At 71.3% G+C, this 16,369-nt stretch carries 14 protein-coding genes; 6 read left to right on the top strand and 8 right to left on the bottom strand.

The genetic code is table 11. From position 1 onward, the window contains the following. Positions 1-21: 21 nt before the first annotated feature. Together ACZ63E_RS40460 and ACZ63E_RS40455 are read right to left on the bottom strand one after the other, a co-directional pair. Positions 22-681 (bottom strand): response regulator, encoded by a 660-nt coding sequence (locus ACZ63E_RS40460; protein WP_465341606.1) that lies wholly within the window; start codon positions 679-681, stop codon positions 22-24. After that, positions 678-2,261 carry a sensor histidine kinase gene (locus ACZ63E_RS40455; RefSeq protein WP_465341739.1) on the bottom strand — a complete coding sequence of 528 codons (1,584 nt, stop codon included), beginning with the start codon at positions 2,259-2,261 and terminating at the stop codon, positions 678-680. Before ACZ63E_RS40455 ends, ACZ63E_RS40460 begins: the two co-directional genes overlap by 4 nt. Positions 2,262-2,454: 193 nt before the next feature. On the opposite strand from ACZ63E_RS40455, the gene ACZ63E_RS40450 reads away from it, so the two are divergent. The 4 genes from ACZ63E_RS40450 (at position 2,455) to ACZ63E_RS40435 (ending at position 6,109) form a co-directional block, all read left to right on the top strand. Further along, positions 2,455-3,261 carry an ABC transporter ATP-binding protein gene (locus ACZ63E_RS40450; protein ID WP_465341605.1) on the top strand — a complete coding sequence of 269 codons (807 nt, stop codon included), beginning with the start codon at positions 2,455-2,457 and terminating at the stop codon, positions 3,259-3,261. Further along, positions 3,251-4,141 carry an ABC transporter permease gene (locus ACZ63E_RS40445; RefSeq protein WP_465341604.1) on the top strand — a complete coding sequence of 297 codons (891 nt, stop codon included), beginning with the start codon at positions 3,251-3,253 and terminating at the stop codon, positions 4,139-4,141. The genes ACZ63E_RS40450 and ACZ63E_RS40445 overlap by 11 nt, the downstream gene beginning before the upstream one ends. A 14-nt stretch (positions 4,142-4,155) precedes the next feature. Continuing rightward, a complete protein-coding gene (locus ACZ63E_RS40440; RefSeq protein WP_465314068.1) occupies positions 4,156-5,205 on the top strand; it encodes an ABC transporter substrate-binding protein in 1,050 nt (349 codons plus the stop codon). A 193-nt stretch (positions 5,206-5,398) separates the two neighbouring features. Continuing rightward, positions 5,399-6,109 carry a G1 family glutamic endopeptidase gene (locus ACZ63E_RS40435; RefSeq protein ID WP_465341603.1) on the top strand — a complete coding sequence of 237 codons (711 nt, stop codon included), beginning with the start codon at positions 5,399-5,401 and terminating at the stop codon, positions 6,107-6,109. A 1-nt stretch (position 6,110) separates the two neighbouring features. Here ACZ63E_RS40435 and ACZ63E_RS40430 read toward each other — a convergent pair whose 3' ends face one another. Together ACZ63E_RS40430 and ACZ63E_RS40425 are read right to left on the bottom strand one after the other, a co-directional pair. After that, the gene (locus tag ACZ63E_RS40430; RefSeq protein WP_465314091.1) at positions 6,111-6,719 is read right to left on the bottom strand and encodes a hypothetical protein; all 609 of its coding nucleotides are present in this window, start codon (positions 6,717-6,719) and stop codon (positions 6,111-6,113) included. A gap of 91 nt (positions 6,720-6,810) precedes the next feature. Continuing rightward, a complete protein-coding gene (locus ACZ63E_RS40425; protein WP_465341602.1) occupies positions 6,811-9,720 on the bottom strand; it encodes an ATP-binding protein in 2,910 nt (969 codons plus the stop codon). 447 nt (positions 9,721-10,167) lie between these two features. On the opposite strand from ACZ63E_RS40425, the gene ACZ63E_RS40420 reads away from it, so the two are divergent. Further along, entirely contained in the window at positions 10,168-11,271 is a 1,104-nt protein-coding gene (locus tag ACZ63E_RS40420; RefSeq protein ID WP_465341601.1) for a S1 family peptidase, read from the top strand. Positions 11,272-11,361: 90 nt separating this feature from the next. Here ACZ63E_RS40420 and ACZ63E_RS40415 read toward each other — a convergent pair whose 3' ends face one another. From ACZ63E_RS40415 to ACZ63E_RS40405, 3 genes are all read right to left on the bottom strand, one after another. Beyond that, on the bottom strand, positions 11,362-11,766 hold the full coding sequence (locus tag ACZ63E_RS40415; protein WP_465314072.1) for an SsgA family sporulation/cell division regulator: 405 nt from the start codon (positions 11,764-11,766) through the stop codon (positions 11,362-11,364). Between the two features lie 154 nt (positions 11,767-11,920). Continuing rightward, positions 11,921-13,141, bottom strand: a complete 1,221-nt coding sequence (locus ACZ63E_RS40410) for an MFS transporter (RefSeq protein ID WP_465341600.1) — start codon at positions 13,139-13,141, stop codon at positions 11,921-11,923. A gap of 58 nt (positions 13,142-13,199) precedes the next feature. Next, entirely contained in the window at positions 13,200-13,673 is a 474-nt protein-coding gene (locus tag ACZ63E_RS40405) for an Lrp/AsnC family transcriptional regulator (protein WP_465314074.1), read from the bottom strand. A 213-nt stretch (positions 13,674-13,886) separates the two neighbouring features. Here ACZ63E_RS40405 and ACZ63E_RS40400 point away from each other — a divergent pair, with 213 nt between their 5' ends. Next, positions 13,887-14,882, top strand: coding sequence for a beta-ketoacyl-ACP synthase III (locus tag ACZ63E_RS40400; RefSeq protein ID WP_465341599.1), 996 nt, complete (start codon positions 13,887-13,889; stop codon positions 14,880-14,882). Here ACZ63E_RS40400 and ACZ63E_RS40395 read toward each other — a convergent pair. Next, positions 14,870-16,363: an adenylate/guanylate cyclase domain-containing protein gene (locus ACZ63E_RS40395; protein ID WP_465341598.1), complete on the bottom strand. Its 1,494-nt coding sequence runs from the start codon at positions 16,361-16,363 to the stop codon at positions 14,870-14,872. The genes ACZ63E_RS40400 and ACZ63E_RS40395 overlap by 13 nt on opposite strands. Between the last annotated feature and the right edge of the window lie 6 nt (positions 16,364-16,369).

Below are 16,369 nucleotides of genomic sequence, written 5' to 3'. Positions count from 1 at the left end.
CGGATTCCCGGGTCGCCGCCCTCAGGCGCCGCTCCAGCGGTACTCGTGCTCGGGGCGCCCGGTGGCGCCGTAGCGCAGCCGCATCTGGACGGTCCCGGACTCCGCCAGCGCCGTCAGGTACCGCTGGGCCGTCGCGCGGGCCATGCCGAGCTCGCCGGCGACCTCGGCCGCCGACAGCGGGCGGCCGGCCCGCCGCAGCTGCTCCGAGACCAGCCGGGACGTCGCCGTCGACTGGCCCTTCGGCGCGGACGTGCGGTCCTGGTCGTGCAGCACCCGGTACGCGCGGTCGACGTCGTCCTGGGCCATCGGGCGCTCGGCCGTGAGCAGGCCGCGGAAGCGTGCGTACGACGTCAGCCGCTCCGCGAGCTGGCGGGTGGTGAACGGCTTGATCAGGTAGTTCAGCGCGCCGGCCCGGATCGCCGCGGCCACCGACGCGCTGTCGGTCGCCGCGGACAGCACGATCGTGTCGGTCTGCAGCTCCGGCAGCACCACGAGGCCGGACTCGTCGGGCAGGTAGACGTCGAGCAGCACCAGGTCCGGCGAGAGCTCGCGGACACGCGCGCGGGCCTCGGCGGCGGTGTGCGCGGTGCCGACCACCGCGAAGCCGTCCACCTCCTCGACGAACCCGGCGTGCACTCCGGCGACCCGGAAGTCGTCGTCCACGATGAGCGTGCGGATCATCCGTCCTCCGTCAGCATTCCGGGCAGTTTCGCGACGAACAGGGCGCCGGTTTCGCCGTCACCGGGGCCGGCCAGCCAGACGTCGCCGCCGCGGGCGCGAGCGGCCTGCCGGGCCAGGGCCAGCCCGATCCCGTGGCCGGGCGCGATCTTCGTCGAGACGCCTTCGTCGAACAACCTCCGCCGCAGGTCCTCCGGCACGCCGGGCCCACTGTCCACAACGGACAGGTGGAGGGTCGTTCCTTCGGCGAGCAGGGAGATCTCGACGGTCGCCGGCCGCCGCGGGCCCATCCGCGCGGCGTGCAGCGCGTTGTCGACGAGGTTGCCGATGACGGTGTTCGCGGCGATCGGGTCGGTGACCGCCGAGGGCACCCAGGTGTCGTCGGCCAGCTTGAGCGTGAGGCCCTTTTCCTGCGCCTGCTCGGTTTTCGCGACGAGCAGCGCCTGCAGGTACGGATCGGCGACGGCGTCACCGAGCTCGCTCGGCCGCGCGGACGAGGAGTCCGTCAGCGTCTGCAGGTATTCGACGGCTTCGGTGTGGTGACCCAGCTGCAGCAGCCCGTAGAGCGTGTGCAGCCGGTTCGCGAACTCGTGCCGCTGCGCGCGCAGGCCGTCGGACAACGCGCGGATGCCGTCGAGCTCACGGGTGAGCGTGTCGAGGTCGGTGCGGTCGCGGAAGGTCAGCACGCTGCCGATCGGCCGGTCGTCGAGCCGCACCGCGCGCGAGTTGATGACGAGCACGCGGTTTCCGGCCACCGCCAGGAGGTTGTCGACCGGTCGTCCTTCGGCGACGGCCTTGTGCACCCGCGGCGAGAGTTCGAGCTCGGCCATCGCCGCGCCGATCGGGAGCTCGGTGCCGAGCAGGCGTTCGGCTTCCTCGTTGCGCACCGAGACGCGGTTCGCCTCGTCGACGGCGAGCACGCCCTCGCCGATCCCGTGCAGCACGGCTTCGCGTTCGTAGAGCAGTTCGGTGAGTTCGTGCGGTTCCAGGCCGTGCGTGACGCGCCGCAGCCGGCGGTTGAGCAGCGCCGACGCGCCCGCGCCGAGCAGCAGCGCGCCGCCGGCGAACGCCAGGGTCGTCACCAGGAGCTTGTTGAACGCGCCAGTCGGATCCGCCACGTCGAAGCCGACGCTCACCTCCCCGACCACCCGGGTGTGGTCGGGGGTCCAGATCGGGGTCTTGCTGCGGACGGACAGCCCGAGCGTGCCGTTCTGCACGGCGCTGACCTCGTCGAACCCGGCCAGCGCCTGGTCGGCCGAGGTGCTGACCCGCTTGCCGATGTTGCTCGGCGTCGGGTGGGCCAGCCGGATGCTGTTGTCGTCGGTGATCACGACGAACAGGGCGTCGGTCCGGTCCCGCACGGCGAGCGCCCGCTCCTGGAGCGCGCCGCCGGGGATCTTCGCGGCGGTGTCCGCGACCACGACCGGGTCCGTCGCGACGGACTTCGCGATGGCGAGCGCGCGCTGGCCGTACTGGTCGGTGAGGGTGCGGGACAGGAGCGCGCTGACCAGCGCGACGCCGAGCCCGACGACGAGGACGACCACGCCGATCTGCAGCAGCAGCACCTGCCTGCTGAACCGCATCCGCGGGAAGAGCGCCCACTTTGGCATGACCGGGAACATACCCCCAGGTCAAGACCGTGCGCTAAACGAGCAAAACATTCAGAACGCGCAGGTCGCGCGGAGAACGTCGACAAGCTTCACGTCCGCGCCACACGTACTTAACGTCCTCTCCCAACGCGTGACCCCTATCACGTGACGAAGGAGTCACCTCCCCATGGTTCCCCCACTGATCGAACTCACCGGAGCCACGAAACGGTTCCCGAGCGGGTCCGGTTCCGTGCACACGGCCGTCCGCGACCTGACCATGACCGTCCAGCCCGGCGAGTTCGTCGCCGTTGTCGGCCCCACCGGCTGCGGCAAGTCGACGACGCTCTCCCTCGTGTCCGGGCTCCAGCCGCCGTCCGCCGGGCGGGTGCAGGTGAACGGCGAGGACGTGAAGTCCATTCCGGACGGTGTCGGGTACATGTTCCAGACCGACGCCGTGATGCCGTGGCGTTCGGTGCTGGACAACGTCGCCTCGGGCCCGCGCTTCCGCGGCGCGTCGAAGGCCGAGGCCCGCGCGCAGGCCGTCGACTGGATCGCCCGCGTCGGGCTCGCCGGGTTCGAGAAGTACTACCCGCACCAGCTTTCCGGCGGGATGCGCAAGCGCGTCGCGCTGGCCCAGACGCTTGTCACCAAGCCGAAGATCATGCTGATGGACGAGCCGTTCTCGGCGCTGGACGTGCAGACCCGCGCGCTGATGCAGGACGAGCTGCTGCGCCTGTGGTCGGGTTCGGGGGCCGCGGTGATCTTCGTGACCCACGACCTCGACGAGGCGATCGCGCTGGCGGACAAGGTCGTCGTGCTGACGACGTCGCCGGCCACCGTGAAGGACGTCTTCGAGATTCCCCTGGAGCGGCCGCGGAAGGTCGAGGACCTGCGGCTCACCGAGGAGTTCCGCAAGCTCTACGCCGACATCTGGGAATCACTGCGCAGTGAGGTCGACAAGGCCCGCGAGAAGGGAGCGTCCCGTGTCGCTTGAGACCCCCGCGGCGGCGCCGGCCACCGCCCTGCCGGTGCTGGAAACCGAGCAGGACATCCTCACGAAGGCCAAGCGGGCGACGTCCCGGCGCAAGCGCAACACCTGGTTGCTGCGGCTGGCGCTGGTGATCGCGTGGCTCGGCAGTTGGGAGCTGACGGCGACCTACTGGATCGACCCGTTCTTCTATTCGAAGCCGTCGCGCATCTGGGAACGGCTGGTCGAGTGGGTCACCGCCGGGACCGACTTCGGCTCCCTCTGGTACCAGCTGTGGGTCACCGTCGAGGAAGCCCTGGTCGGGTTCGCCATCGGCGCCGTGGCCGGTGTCATCTTCGGCGTGATCCTGGGCCGCAGCCGGTACCTGGCCGACGTGCTGGCGCCGTTCATCAAGGCCGCCAACGCCGTGCCGCGCATCGTGCTCGCCTCGCTCTTCGTGATCTGGTTCGGGCTGGGGCTGGCGTCGAAGGTCGCCACGGTCGTTGTGCTGGTGTTCTTCGTGGTGTTCTTCAACGCCTTCACCGGCGCCCGCGAGGTGGACCGCAACCTGATCGACAACGCGCGCATCCTCGGCGCGGGCAAGATGCAGGTGATCAAGGCGATCGTGCTGCCGAGCGCGACGTCGTGGATCCTGTCGTCGCTGCACACCGCGTTCGGCTTCGCGCTGATCGGCGCGGTCGTCGGTGAGTACGCCGGTTCGAAGGCCGGCATCGGCTTCCTCATCTCCAACGCGCAGGGCACCTTCGACTCCGCCGGCATCTACGCCGCGATGATCATCATCACCGTGGTCGCCCTGTTCGCCGAGTGGGGCATCGGGAACCTCGAAAACCGGCTGCTGCGGTGGCGGCCGTCGATGTCCGGCTCCAGCGACCAGACCGTCATCTGAAAGGGAACGAACCGATGAGGATTCGACGCAGCGTCGCCGCGTTCGCCGCGCTGACCGTGGTGGCGGCGATGACCACCGCCTGCCAGGACTCGCGCACCGCCGCGACGGGCGAGGGTGGCAAGCCGAAGGTCACGATCATGGTTGGGGGCCTGGAAAAGGTCATCTACCTGCCCGCGATGCTCACCCAGCAGCTGGGGAACTTCGCCGCCCAGGGCATCGACGTCGAGCTGCAGAGCGAGCAGTCGGGCGCCAACGCCGAGACCGCGCTCGTGGCCGGCCAGGTGCAGGGCGTGGTCGGGTTCTACGACCACACGATCGACCTGCAGGCCAAGGACCAGTGCATCAAGAGCGTGGTGCAGATGGCCAACATCCCGGGTGAAGCCGAGGTCGTCAGCACCGCGCAGGCCGGCCAGATCAAGGGCGCGGCCGACTTCAAGGGCAAGAAGCTGGGCGTGACGTCGCTCGGGTCGTCCACCGACTTCCTGACGAAGGCGCTGGCGGCCAAGGCGGGCGTGGGCGCCGACCAGTACACGCCGGTCAAGGTCGGCGCCGGGCAGACGTTCATCGCGAGCCTGGACAACGGCGGCATCGACGGCGGCATGACGACCGACCCGACCATCGCGCAGCTGACCAACACCGGCAAGGCGAAGGTGCTGTTCGACCTGCGGACGGTCGAGGGCACGAAGGCCGCGCTGGGCGGGCTGTACCCGGCGTCGTCGCTTTACATGGGCTGCGACTTCGTGGACCGGAACAAGGACGCCGTGCAGAAGCTGGCCAACGCGTTCGTGGCCACGCTGAAGTGGATCAGCCAGCACAGCCCGGAGGAGATCGCGGCGAAGATGCCGGCGTCCTACAGCGGCGGTGACAAGGCGCTCTACATCAAGTCCGTCAAGGACAGCATCGGCATGTTCAACGCCGATGGGAAGATGGACGCCGGCGGCGCCAAGAACGCGCTCGAGGTGCTTTCGAGCTTCTCGAAGAACGTGCAGCCGAAGAAGGACTCGATCGACCTGTCGAAGACCTACACGACGGAATTCGTCGACGCGGCCGCGAAGCAGGGCTAGCCGGACCCCGCTCACCTGACCGGGCGGTTGGTGAGCGATATCGACCCGTAAAGGCCTCTTTCCCCCGCGGAGGCCTTTACGGGTCTTTTCGGACAATGACAAGACCATGCGAAAGTAGCTACCTTCTTTTTCGCGTTACTCCAACACTTGGGGAACGGTTTTCCCGGTCCCCATCGGTGAACGGAGTCCCCGCATGTCCAGAATCCTCGCGTCGCGTGCTGCCCGCGTCCTCACGGCGGTCGCCGCTGCTGCCGCCGGCCTCGCTGTCTCGGGCACGGCGCACGCCGCGGTCGAGTACGGCTCCCACTTCCACGGCCACCAGTTCTCCGGCGGCAACTGGGGTGGTTACGTCAGCTTCGGCAGCTTCACGACGGCGACGGCGAGCTGGACCGAACCGACCGTGACGTGCCGGTCGAGCAACGACCTCTTCGCGCCCTGGGTCGGCATCGACGGCGACGGATCGTCCACAGTGGAACAGACCGGCGTCGAGACGGACTGCTCCAGCGGGCGTCCGGTGTATTCGGCCTGGTACGAGATGTACCCGGCCGCACCGGTGTACTACAACGTCTCGGTCGGCGCGGGTGACCACATCACCGCGACCGTGACGCGCACCGCCACCAACACCTACCGCCTCGACCTCTCCGACACGACCAAGGGCTGGACGAAGACGACCACGAAGTCGCTGACGTCCAAGCACGCGTCGGCGGAGGCGATCATCGAGTCCCCGACCGACTCCTACCCGACCATTTCGGGTGGCATCAAGTTCACCGGCGTCAAGTTCAACGGGACGAACCTGGCCTCGACCAGCCCGTCCGCCCTGAACGCCGACGACCGCGGCACCGGCACGTGGATCCCGGGCGCGATCGGCTCGGACGGCCAGAGCTTCACGATCGCGCGCCACTGAGTCACTTCAGGTTGTTGATCGCCCAGGCGACGACCATCACCGCGAGGATGAGCGAAATGGCCGCCTGCAGCATCATCGTCATCTTCGCCCAGATCCGCAGGGGCATGACGTCGGTGGGGCTGAAGGCGGCCGCGTTCGTGAACGAGAAGTAGAGGTAGTCCAGGTAGGACGGTTCCCAGTCCTGGTGCGCCAGGTCCGGGTCGGCCATTTGCGGGAACTGCAGGTCGGGGTACTGCGCCCGGCCTGCAGCCCGCTTGCCCGGGCCGCCGCGGTCGAACTCCCAGTACCAGAGGGAGAACGCGACGATGTTCGTCCAGTAGACGATCCCGCCGGTGACCAGCACGGCCCCGGCGCGGTCGCCGATGGAGCCGGTCGCGATGCTGTAGACGAGCGTGACGGCGGACCCGGCGTTCACCGCGGTCACCGCCGCGACGAGCAGCAGCGAGATCACCCGCTCGACCGCGCTGAACTCCGTCATCGGACCCGGGTTGACCAGCAGCAGCGCGACCACGAGCAGCGCGGAGACGGCGGGCAGCAGCCACTGCGGGTGCAGCGCCATGTCGTCGGGCAGGACGACCTGCAGCACGAGCGTGGCGACGACCACGCCCATGGCGGGCCAGCGCGTCTCCCCGGAGGTCCGCCGGCGCCAGGCGGGAAGTGCCTCTTCAGTCACCGGCCCAACGTAGGACGCCCTCGGCCGGCTAGCCAGCCGGTGCGGTGGTGACTTCGCCGGGCAGCTTGCGCGCGACGTCCGTTCGCGAGCGCGCGCCGAGCTTCCGCAGCACCTTCGCCACGTGCTGCTCCACCGTTCGCGGCGAGAGGAACAGCCCGTCCGCGATCTCCCTGTTCGTCCGGCCCTCCGCGAGCATCCGCGCCACTTCGCGTTCCCGCGGCGACAGCTCACTCCCGTATCCGCGCCGCCCGCGTTGCGACGGCGCCCAGGCGCCGTGTTCACGCAGCTGGTGACGGCACCGTCCCGCATCCCGCGTCGCGCCCAGCTGCTCGTACGCCTCGGCCGCCGCTGTCAGCTCCTCGACCGCGTCGCGGTTGCCCGCGGCGAGCCGGCACATCGCGGCCCGCTCCCGCATCGCCGTCGCCGGGTACGGCATCGGCAGTGCCACGTAACCCGACGCGGCTTCGTCGAACAGCGCGGCCGCCGCGAGGTGCTTGCCGCGTGCCTCCAGCAGCACCGCCCGGCCCGCCACCAGGGCCGCCGTGGCCACCGGCGCGTCCCGGCCCTCGATGCCGCGGGCGAACGCCTCGACGACGTTGTCCGCCTCCGGCCAGCGCCCGGCCCGCGCGTACGCCTGGGCCGCCGCCGGAACCAGCGCCGCGCCCCAGATCCAGACGCCCTTGCGGCCGGCCGCGGCCACCGCGGTGTCGGCCACCGCACACGCGCCGTCGACGTCGTCGGTCGCCAGCAGCACCGTGATCAGCACCCCGGCCGCCGACAGCACCACCGGGATCGGCCCGCGGTCCGGCGCGTGCACGCTCGCCGCCGTCAGGTGCCGTTGGGCCGCGGCGAACTCGCCGCGCACGGCCGCGAGCCCGCCGAGCACCAGCGACGACTCCATGACGATCGGGCCGAGCTCCGGATAGCTGTCCCGCAGCTGCTCGGCGGCTTCGGCGAGCCCGGACCAGCGCCCGCGCACCCAGTCCAGCCGGACGCGGGTGCCCTGGATCAGGCCGATCGCGTACAACGCGCCCGCGTCGGTCGCGCGCCGGACGCCTTCGGTCACCAGCCGCTCCGCGCGGTCCAGGTAGCCGGCCCAGGCCTGCCCGTCGGCGAGGTTGCACCACAGCCGGGCCAGCTGGACGCGCTCGGCGACCGTGCCGACGGTGTCGGAAAGCGCTTCGAACTCCGTCCACGCCGAGCCGTCGCCGACGTGCGACGCGGCCGCGATGCGGTCGGCGGTCAGCGCGAGCCGCAGCTCGGGGTCGTCGAGCCGTTCGTAGACCTCACCTGCGCGAGCGCGCCAGCCTTCGTGCCACGACAACGGCGTCAGCCCGTCGATCGGCTGGGCGAGCAGCGTGATCCCGCGGGCGGCGAGGTCGGGCCGGTCGGTCAGCTCGCCGATCGCGCGCTCGACCTCCAGCCGGCCGCGGCCGAGCCCGCCGATGGTCCGGACCAGGAGCATGCCGAGGCTCAGCCGGATCGAGCCGCGGACCGACGCCGGCAGCGTCACCTCTTCGAGGACACGTTCCAGCGTGCCGAGCACGTCCGGGCGGAAGCCGCGCAGCGCGACCTGGCTCAGCTTGCCGGCGACCCGCCCGATGTCGGCCTGCGCCGGGCCGGGTTCGGCCAGCACCGACTGCAGGAGGTCGATCGCGCGGGACGTCTCGCCGCGGGTGATCGCCTCGTCGGCGGCGGCTTCGGCGTAGTGCCGCCACTGGTCGACGCGGCCGGCTGCGCGCGAGTGCCGGGCCAGCAGCGTGAGCGGCGGCGACGGCAGGGCGGCGAGCACGCGGATCGCCTGCGCGTGCAGCAACGCACGCTCGGGTCCGGTCACCATGTCGTAGACGGCCTTGCGTGCCAACGGATGCCGGAAACCGTACCGGCCGTCGCCGACTTCGCCGAGCACCCCGCCGGACAACGCGGCGAGCAGCGCGGTGCGGAGGACGTCGTCCGGCAGCCCGGCCAGCTCGCCGAGCACGGCGGCCTCGGCGCCGACGCCGAGCACCGCGGCCGCCCCGGCCAGCCGCACCGCGGGCTCGGGCAGCGTCGCGAGACGTTCGGTGACGGCTTCCCGCAGCAGCACCGGGACTTCGAGGTTCTCCAGCAGGCGGTCGGAGAGCACTTCCCCGACCGGCAGCCGCTCGGCCGCTTCCCGCAGCGCTCGGAGGGTTTCCTCGACCACGAACGGGATCCCGGCGGTGCACTCGTGCAGCTTCGCCGCGAACTCGTCGGTGACCCGCGGCACGTCGAGGAGGTCGACGGCGAGCCGGCGCACGGCCGTGACGTCGAGCGCGCCCAGCGCGACCCGCGCGGAGTGGACCGCCGGGTCGGTTCGGAAGGGGGCGCCGAGCGGGCCTGGGCGGACGTCGGTGGCGGACCGGTAGGTGGCGACGACCGCCAGCTCCGGCGGCATCGAGCCGGCGAGGAACCGCATGAGATCGCGGGTGTCCTCGTCGGCCCACTGGAGGTCGTCGATCAGCACGAGCGCGGGCCCGCACGCCCGCAGCAGCTCCCGCACCGCGCGGAAGACGCGGTGGCGCTCGGCGACCGGGTCGGCCAGCGGCTCGGGCCGCGGGGGAAGCGCTTCCGCCAGCTCCGGCAGCAACGGCCGCAGCACCCCGGCGACCGGGCTGAGCGGCCCGAGCGGCTCGTCGCCCACCGCGCGAAGCGCTTCCAGGACGGGTCCGTAGGGAAACGGTTCCCGCAGCGGCTGGCAGGCGCCGGTGAGCACCCGGCTGCCTTCGAACTCCTTGCGGCGCCCGATCTCGGCCAGCAACCGGGTGCGGCCCATGCCGGGCTCACCCTCGATCAGCACCGCGGCCGGGCGCCGCCGGAGCACGTCCACGATGGCGTCGAGCTCGGTGTCCCGGCCGGTCAGCCGGGCGGGTCCCGACCGGACGGAGACCGTGGTCGCGCGGGGAGCCGTCAACCACATACGACCTCCTCGACGCACACCGGGGGCTGTGCGCGGGAGCCTAAGCAGCGTTGATCGGTCCGTAAACCATTAACCGAATAGGTGGCCGACACCGCCCTCACACGTCTGCCTACCGGCTGTCACCGGTTTGCCGCGGGATTCACCGGTCCCGGGCCACGGCGCGGGGGAAACTTCGGCGTTTTGCCCGTTCCGGTCGTGCTTAACGCGTTCAGGGGTGAGCGTCGGCTACCGAAAGTAGTGTCCGGAAACCCTACTTAAGGACCTGTCCGACCGGGTGACAACCCACGGTGGGGACCGCTTGGAGCAGGGGATTCGTCCGGAGTGAATGCGTATACCCATTCGCCGGGCGCCCGGATTGCACCGTAACGCCCACTGCGGGGACCCTCACCCGGGGGAGTACCACTGCGTGGCCGGTGCGGAGCCGCGCGTAACCAGCTAGGGAGAAGCATGAAGATCGCGAGACTTCTCGGTGCCGCTGCCACCGCGGTCATGGCGACCGGCGCGCTCACCGCGCTCGCCGTGCCCGCGTCCGGCCAGGACCTGCTGAACCCGGACATCGTCCCCGCCATGCAGCGGGACCTGGGCCTGACCCACGACCAGGTGCTGACGCGGCTGAAGAGCGAGGACGTCGCGAACAAGGTCACCGAAGCCGTCAGCGCGACGCTCGGCGACGCGTTCGGTGGCGCCACCTACAACGCCGCCACGGGCAAGGCGCACATCCAGACGACGAACGCCGCCGAGGTCGCGAAGATCCAGGCGTCCGGGGCCGAGGCGGAGGTCGTGAAGTTCAGCGCCCGCCAGCTCGACTCCACTGTGGACAAGTTCACGGCCCTCGACAGCTCGGCGCCGTACGCGATCACCGGCTGGGGGGTGGACTCCGTCACCAACCGCGTCACGCTCTCCGTCCTGTCGGGGCAGCGCGCCGCCGCCGACGCGTTCCTCACGCGGTCCGGTGTGGACAAGTCGTCGGTAACGATTCTCGACGCGGCCGCGAAACCGGCCCTGCACGCCAACATCCGCGGTGGTGACGCCTACTACATCGGCGGCTCGTCGCGGTGCTCGGTCGGGTTCTCGACCACGACCGGCTTCGTCACCGCCGGGCACTGTGGCGCGCTCACCGGCGGCGGCTCGCTGACCGGGTCCAACGGCGCGGCGCTCGGCAGCTGGATCACCTACCGGTTCCCGGGTGTCGACTACGCGGCGGTCCGGACCAACAGCAGCTGGACCCCCGTCGCGCAGATGAACAACGGGACCGCCGTGCGCGGGCAGTCGAACGCGGCGACCGGCACCTCGGTCTGCAAGGCCGGCTCGACCACCGGCTGGACCTGCGGCACAATCGGCGCCAAGAACCAGAGCGTCCGCTACGCCGAAGGCACGGTCAACGGCATGACCGCGACCAACGTCCGCTCGGCGGCCGGTGACTCGGGCGGCGGCTTCATCAGCGGCAACTCGGCGCAGGGCATCCTGTCCGGCGGCAACACGTCCGTGACCTACTTCTACCCGATCGCCGGCGCGCTCTCCGGCACCGGCACCACCCTGAAGACCAGCTGACCCGCGAAACAGCGAAGGGCGGGTTTCGAGTGCCTCCAGCGCACTCGAAACCCGCCCTTGTCCTCGCCGCGGGAATGGGAGGTTCAGGGGTCAGACGTTGCTGATCTCCTCGATCAGCCCGTCGACGTCGAAGTGCGCGCTCTCTTCGCCGAGCGGCACCAGTTCGCAGGACGCGTCGAGGAACGACCGGACGTCCTCGACCTCGAGCTCGAACGACGCATAGCCGTCCGGTGACTCGATTTCGAGGGTGAGGAAGTCTTCGTCCTCGGACAGGTCCGGGCGGACCCGGACGTCGCCGAGGCCGGCCGGCTCGTCGAGCCCGGCCACGAGGAGGTCACGCGCGAAGGTCCATTCGATCCACCGGCCGCGCTCGGTCCGGAACGCGACGGTGACCGCGAACGGCTCGTGCGCGTGGTAGGAGAGGCGTGAGAGGACGGGCGTGGTGCTCTCGTTCAGCACCACGAACTGGCTCTGGTGAACGGCGTCGGTGTGCATGGCCCCTCCTGGAGTCCGGTGGCGGTTCGCGCGGCGCGAACTGTTCGGCTAGGAGATGACCAGGGCCGATCGTCATGACGGAGAAACTCTCACGTTCACTTGATCGGTTGCATCCGTCCATTGTGGTGTAACGCCGGGCACATACCCCTTGCACTCAGCCGGCGACAGGTGGTGACGGCTCGCGCAGCGCGTCCGGCAGCTTTCTCCGCAGCACGAGCAGCGCCGGGACGGCTCCCGCGCAGGTCAGGGCCAGTACGGACCACGTGAGCGCGTTGCCGACGCTGAGCAGGGCGGCCAGCAGGCCCGGCGCGAGGGCGACCGGCAGGCCCCAGGACAGCTGGAAGACCGAGCTGGCACGCCCCTCGGCGCCGCGGGGGGCGGCCGCGGCCGCCGTGGCGGTGCCCGTCGGCCCGAACATCGTCTCCGCGACCGAGAAGCCGAGGCTCGTCAGGAGGATCAGCCCGGTGGCCACGGGCAGGGGGACGATTTCCAACGGGACGAGCAGAGTGAAGGAAACCGCGAAGAGGACGGCGGAGCCGATGAGCACCGTCGTCCGGCTGCGGCCGGCCAGCAGCGTGACGATCGGGCGCTGCGTGGTGACGACGACCACGGTGCCGAGCGTGATCGCGGTCCCGGCGATCCACTGTGGACCGTGCAGCAGGTCGCGCACGACGATCGGCAGCACCGCGAACTTGCTCGCGCTGGCGAGCGTGAAAGCCATGTGGGTGACGCAGAACCCGGTGAACGGCCGGTCCCCGAGCACCGCCCGCCACCCCGAGCTTTCACGTGAAAGCTCGGGCCCCAGGTGGGAGCTTTCACGTGAAAGCTCCGGGAGGGAGCCGATCAGGACGGCCGCGACCGCGAAGCTCGCCGCGTTCACGTACGCGAGCAAGTGGAACGCCCAGGGGCTCGTGATGGTCGGCAGCACCGCGGTCGCCGCCGCCCCGACCCCCGCGCCGGCGAAGCGCCCCACCGTCTGCGCCGCCAGCATCCGGTCCGTTTCGCTCCCGGACGTGAGCCGCGCGACCATCGGTGCGTTGCACGTCCAGAACAGCCGGTCGCCGAAGCCGGCGACCACCGAAACCACGATCACCTGCCAGCTGGTGTGGACCAGTGGGTAGGCGCAGAAGGCCGCGATCCGCACGAGGTTCCCGGCGACGAGCAGCGCCCGCGGCCCGAACCGGTCCATGGCGGCGCCGGTCGCCGGCCCGCTGACGAGCGCGAGCAGCGCGCCGGTGCTCAGCGACGTCCCCGCGTCGAGCAGGCCCATGCCCTGGCCGTGCACCAGGAACAGCAGCGCGAAGGGCACCCACAGCCCGCTGCCGAGCGCGTCGATCAGGGTGGCGGCCAGGAAGACCCGGCGATGTCGAAGCATGCTTCCCCCCGGAAAGGCAGCGCTCCAGACTATCGCCGCGACCCGCCCGCGCGGTCGCCTACGGGCCCAGCGGCAGGTTGAGCCCCACTTTCACCCGGTCCATCGCGACGCTCGTGGTGAAGTGCCGGACGTTCGGGTTGTCGAAGAACATCCGCCGGGTGAAGGCCTCGAAGCCGCTCATGTCCGGGCACGTCACGATCAGCACGAAGTCGGCGTTGCCGGTGACGTAGTAACACTGCTGCACGCAGTCGTCGGCGAGGATCTGGCGGCGGAACGCGTCCAGCACCGCGAGGTTCTCGCGCTCCATCTCGACCATGACGACGAAGGTCATGCTCAGCCCGAGCGCCTGCGGGGACAGCACCGCGACCTCGCGCTCGATCACGCCCGCCTCCCGCAGCCGCTTGATCCGCCGCTGCACCGCCGCGGCCGACAACCCGACCTTCGCGCCGATCGTCTCGGCGATCGTGCGGGCGTCCGCCTGGAGGCAGGCGAGGATGGCGATGTCGAGCTGGTCGAGGTCGGGAGTCTGCACCCCAGCAGGCTAACGGGGACCCCCGACGATTTGCCGCGAGTTCGCCGTCGGCTCACTCGGCCGTGACGCCGCTCACTACTCCGTACGAGGGGAAGATGAAACAACTTTCTGAGTGAGCTGGAACACAACTGACCGGTCTACCAGGGGGTAGCCCATACAAGTGGAAGACCAGCCGGTCGCTCCGCCAACCCGCCGGCGTGGGGAGGCTCTCCCGTGCCCGCACCTGCCGCCGTGCTGACCGGTCTCGGCTCGTGGTTGCCGACAAAAGTCCTGGACAACCACGAGATCGCCGCCCGGCTCGACACCTCGGACGAGTGGATCCGGACCCGCACGGGCATCCGCGAACGCCGTGTCGCCGGGCCCGGCGAGTCCACAGTGGACCTCGCGGCCGGGGCCGGTCGCCGGGCGCTGGCGTCCGCCGGCACCGGCGCCGACATGGTCGTCCTCGCCACCTCCACGCCCGACCAGCCCTGCCCGGCCAGCGCACCGCAGGTCGCCGCCCGGCTCGGGCTCGGCACGGCCGCGGCGTTCGACGTCAACGCCGTGTGCAGCGGCTTCGTCTACGCGCTGGCGACCGCCGCCGGGTTCATCGCTGGCGGCCTCGCCGAGCGCGTGCTCGTGATCGGCGCCGACACCTTCACCACGCTCATCGACCCCGCCGACCGCACCACCGTGCCGATCTTCGGCGACGGCGCCGGCGCGGTCCTGCTGCGGGCCGGGGACGCCGGCGAGCCCGGCGCGTTCGGGCCGTTCGACCTGCACAGCGAGGGTGAGCACGCCGAGCTGCTGTGGGTCGAGGCCGGCGGCGCGCGCAAGCGGCTCTCCGACGACCCGGGTGACCGCTTCCTCGCGATGCAGGGCACCGCGGTGTTCCGGCACGCCTGCGCGCGCATGGCCGAGTCGTCCCGCACCGTGCTGGAGCGGGCGGGCTGGATGGTCGGCGACGTCGACCGGTTCGTCGGGCACCAGGCGAACATCCGGATCCTGCAGGCGACGGCCAAGCAGCTCGGCATGCCGGCCGACGCCGTGGTCGCCAACATCGACCGCGTCGGCAACACCAGCGCCGCGTCGATCCCGCTCGCGCTGGACGACGCCCGGCGCGACGGCACCCTCACCCCCGGCAACCGGGTCCTGCTCAGCGCGTTCGGCGCGGGCCTGACCTGGGGCTCGACCGTGCTGACCTGGCCGGACCTGGGTCAGCCGGCCTGAGGTTCCGCGGTCCAGGTCGGCGTCGCCGCCTGGCGGCCGCGCAGCTCCAGCTCGCCGTGCTTCACCCAGTGCGCGGCTTCGCTGGGCAGGGCCGAGGAGACGACGGCGTCACTCGCGAGGATTCGTGACGGCGTCGCCTTGGCCAGCTCGGTGAGCCGCGCGGCCTCGTTGACCGCGTCGCCGATCACGGTGTACTCGAGCCGGCTACTGCTGCCCAGCTGCCCGGCGAACACCGGGCCGGTCGAGACGCCGATGCCGAGGTCGAGCTCACCCGCGTCACGCACGGCGTCCCGGATCGCGCGGGCGGCGGCCAGCGCGACGGTGGGCGCGTCCGCGAGCCGTGTCGGGGCGCCGAAGATGCACAGCGCGGCGTCCCCCTGGAACTTGTTGACCAGCCCGCCGCGCGCGTCGACCGCGGAGACGACGGCGGCGAACAGCCGGTTCAGCTTCCCGACCAGCTCCTCCGGCGGGGTGCGGTAGGCCAGCGCGGTCGAGTCGACGACGTCGACGAACAACGCCGTCACTTCGCGGACGTCGCCGGACAGGGAGGCGCCGTACTCCAGGGCGTGCCGGGCGACGTCGGCGCCGACGTGCCGTCCGAAGAGGTCCCGCATCCGCGCCTGCTCGCGCAGCCCGGACGCGAGCTGGTTCACCGACGTCTGGAGCAGGCCGATCTCGCTGGAGTCGTCGACGTCGACCGCGACGGTGGTGTCGCCGCGCGCGATCCGGTCGAGCGCGACCCGCAGCCGGTGCAGCGGCGCCGCAACCGCCCTGGCCAGCAGCGCCGTGCCGATCGCGCCGACCACCAGGCCGATCACCGACAGCATGACCAGGCTCGCGGTGGGGTTGCCGGCGCCGAGGTCCGGCGGGGTGGCGACGAGCAGCACGCCGACGAACGGGACCCCGCTGGCCAGCGCCCAGGTGACGACCAGCCGGGTCAGCACGGTGACCGGCAGCGAGCCCCGCGGCGGCAGGATCCCGAGCGCGATCGTCATCACCGGCCGCGCCACCCACTCGGCCGCGAGGTAGGTGAGGCCGACGGTGGTGAGCCCGCCGAGCCCGATGACGGTCGCCATGCCGGCGGCGTCCTCACCCGAGCCGAGCACGCCGGCCAGGACGGCGAGCACGAGCGTTCCGATCAGCCAGAGGGTGCCGCTGACCACGGCCATGTCGACCGGCAGCCGCAGCGCGCGCTTCGCCTCGCTTTCCGACGGCGGCCGCCCGAGCACGAACCAGACCGCGGTGCGGCGCTGCAGCCACGCGGTCCACAGCGTCCCGGCCAGCAGCGACACGACGACGATGCCGCCCGCGGTCAGGCCGAGCACCCACCCCCGCTCGCCGACGTCCTTCGGCAGGCCCTGCAGCACGAGCAGCAGCGCGACCACCCCGGAGCCGGCCACACTGGAGCCGACGCCGAGCCCGGCGAAGCCCAGGCTGGTGCGCAACACCACCCGGAAGTTCTTCACGGCGATCTTGCGCACGGCGTT

The organism is Amycolatopsis sp. NPDC104819 (assembly GCF_055583145.1).
The sequence above is the reverse complement of the archived record's forward strand: the minus strand, read 5'-3'. Positions and strand labels throughout refer to the sequence as shown.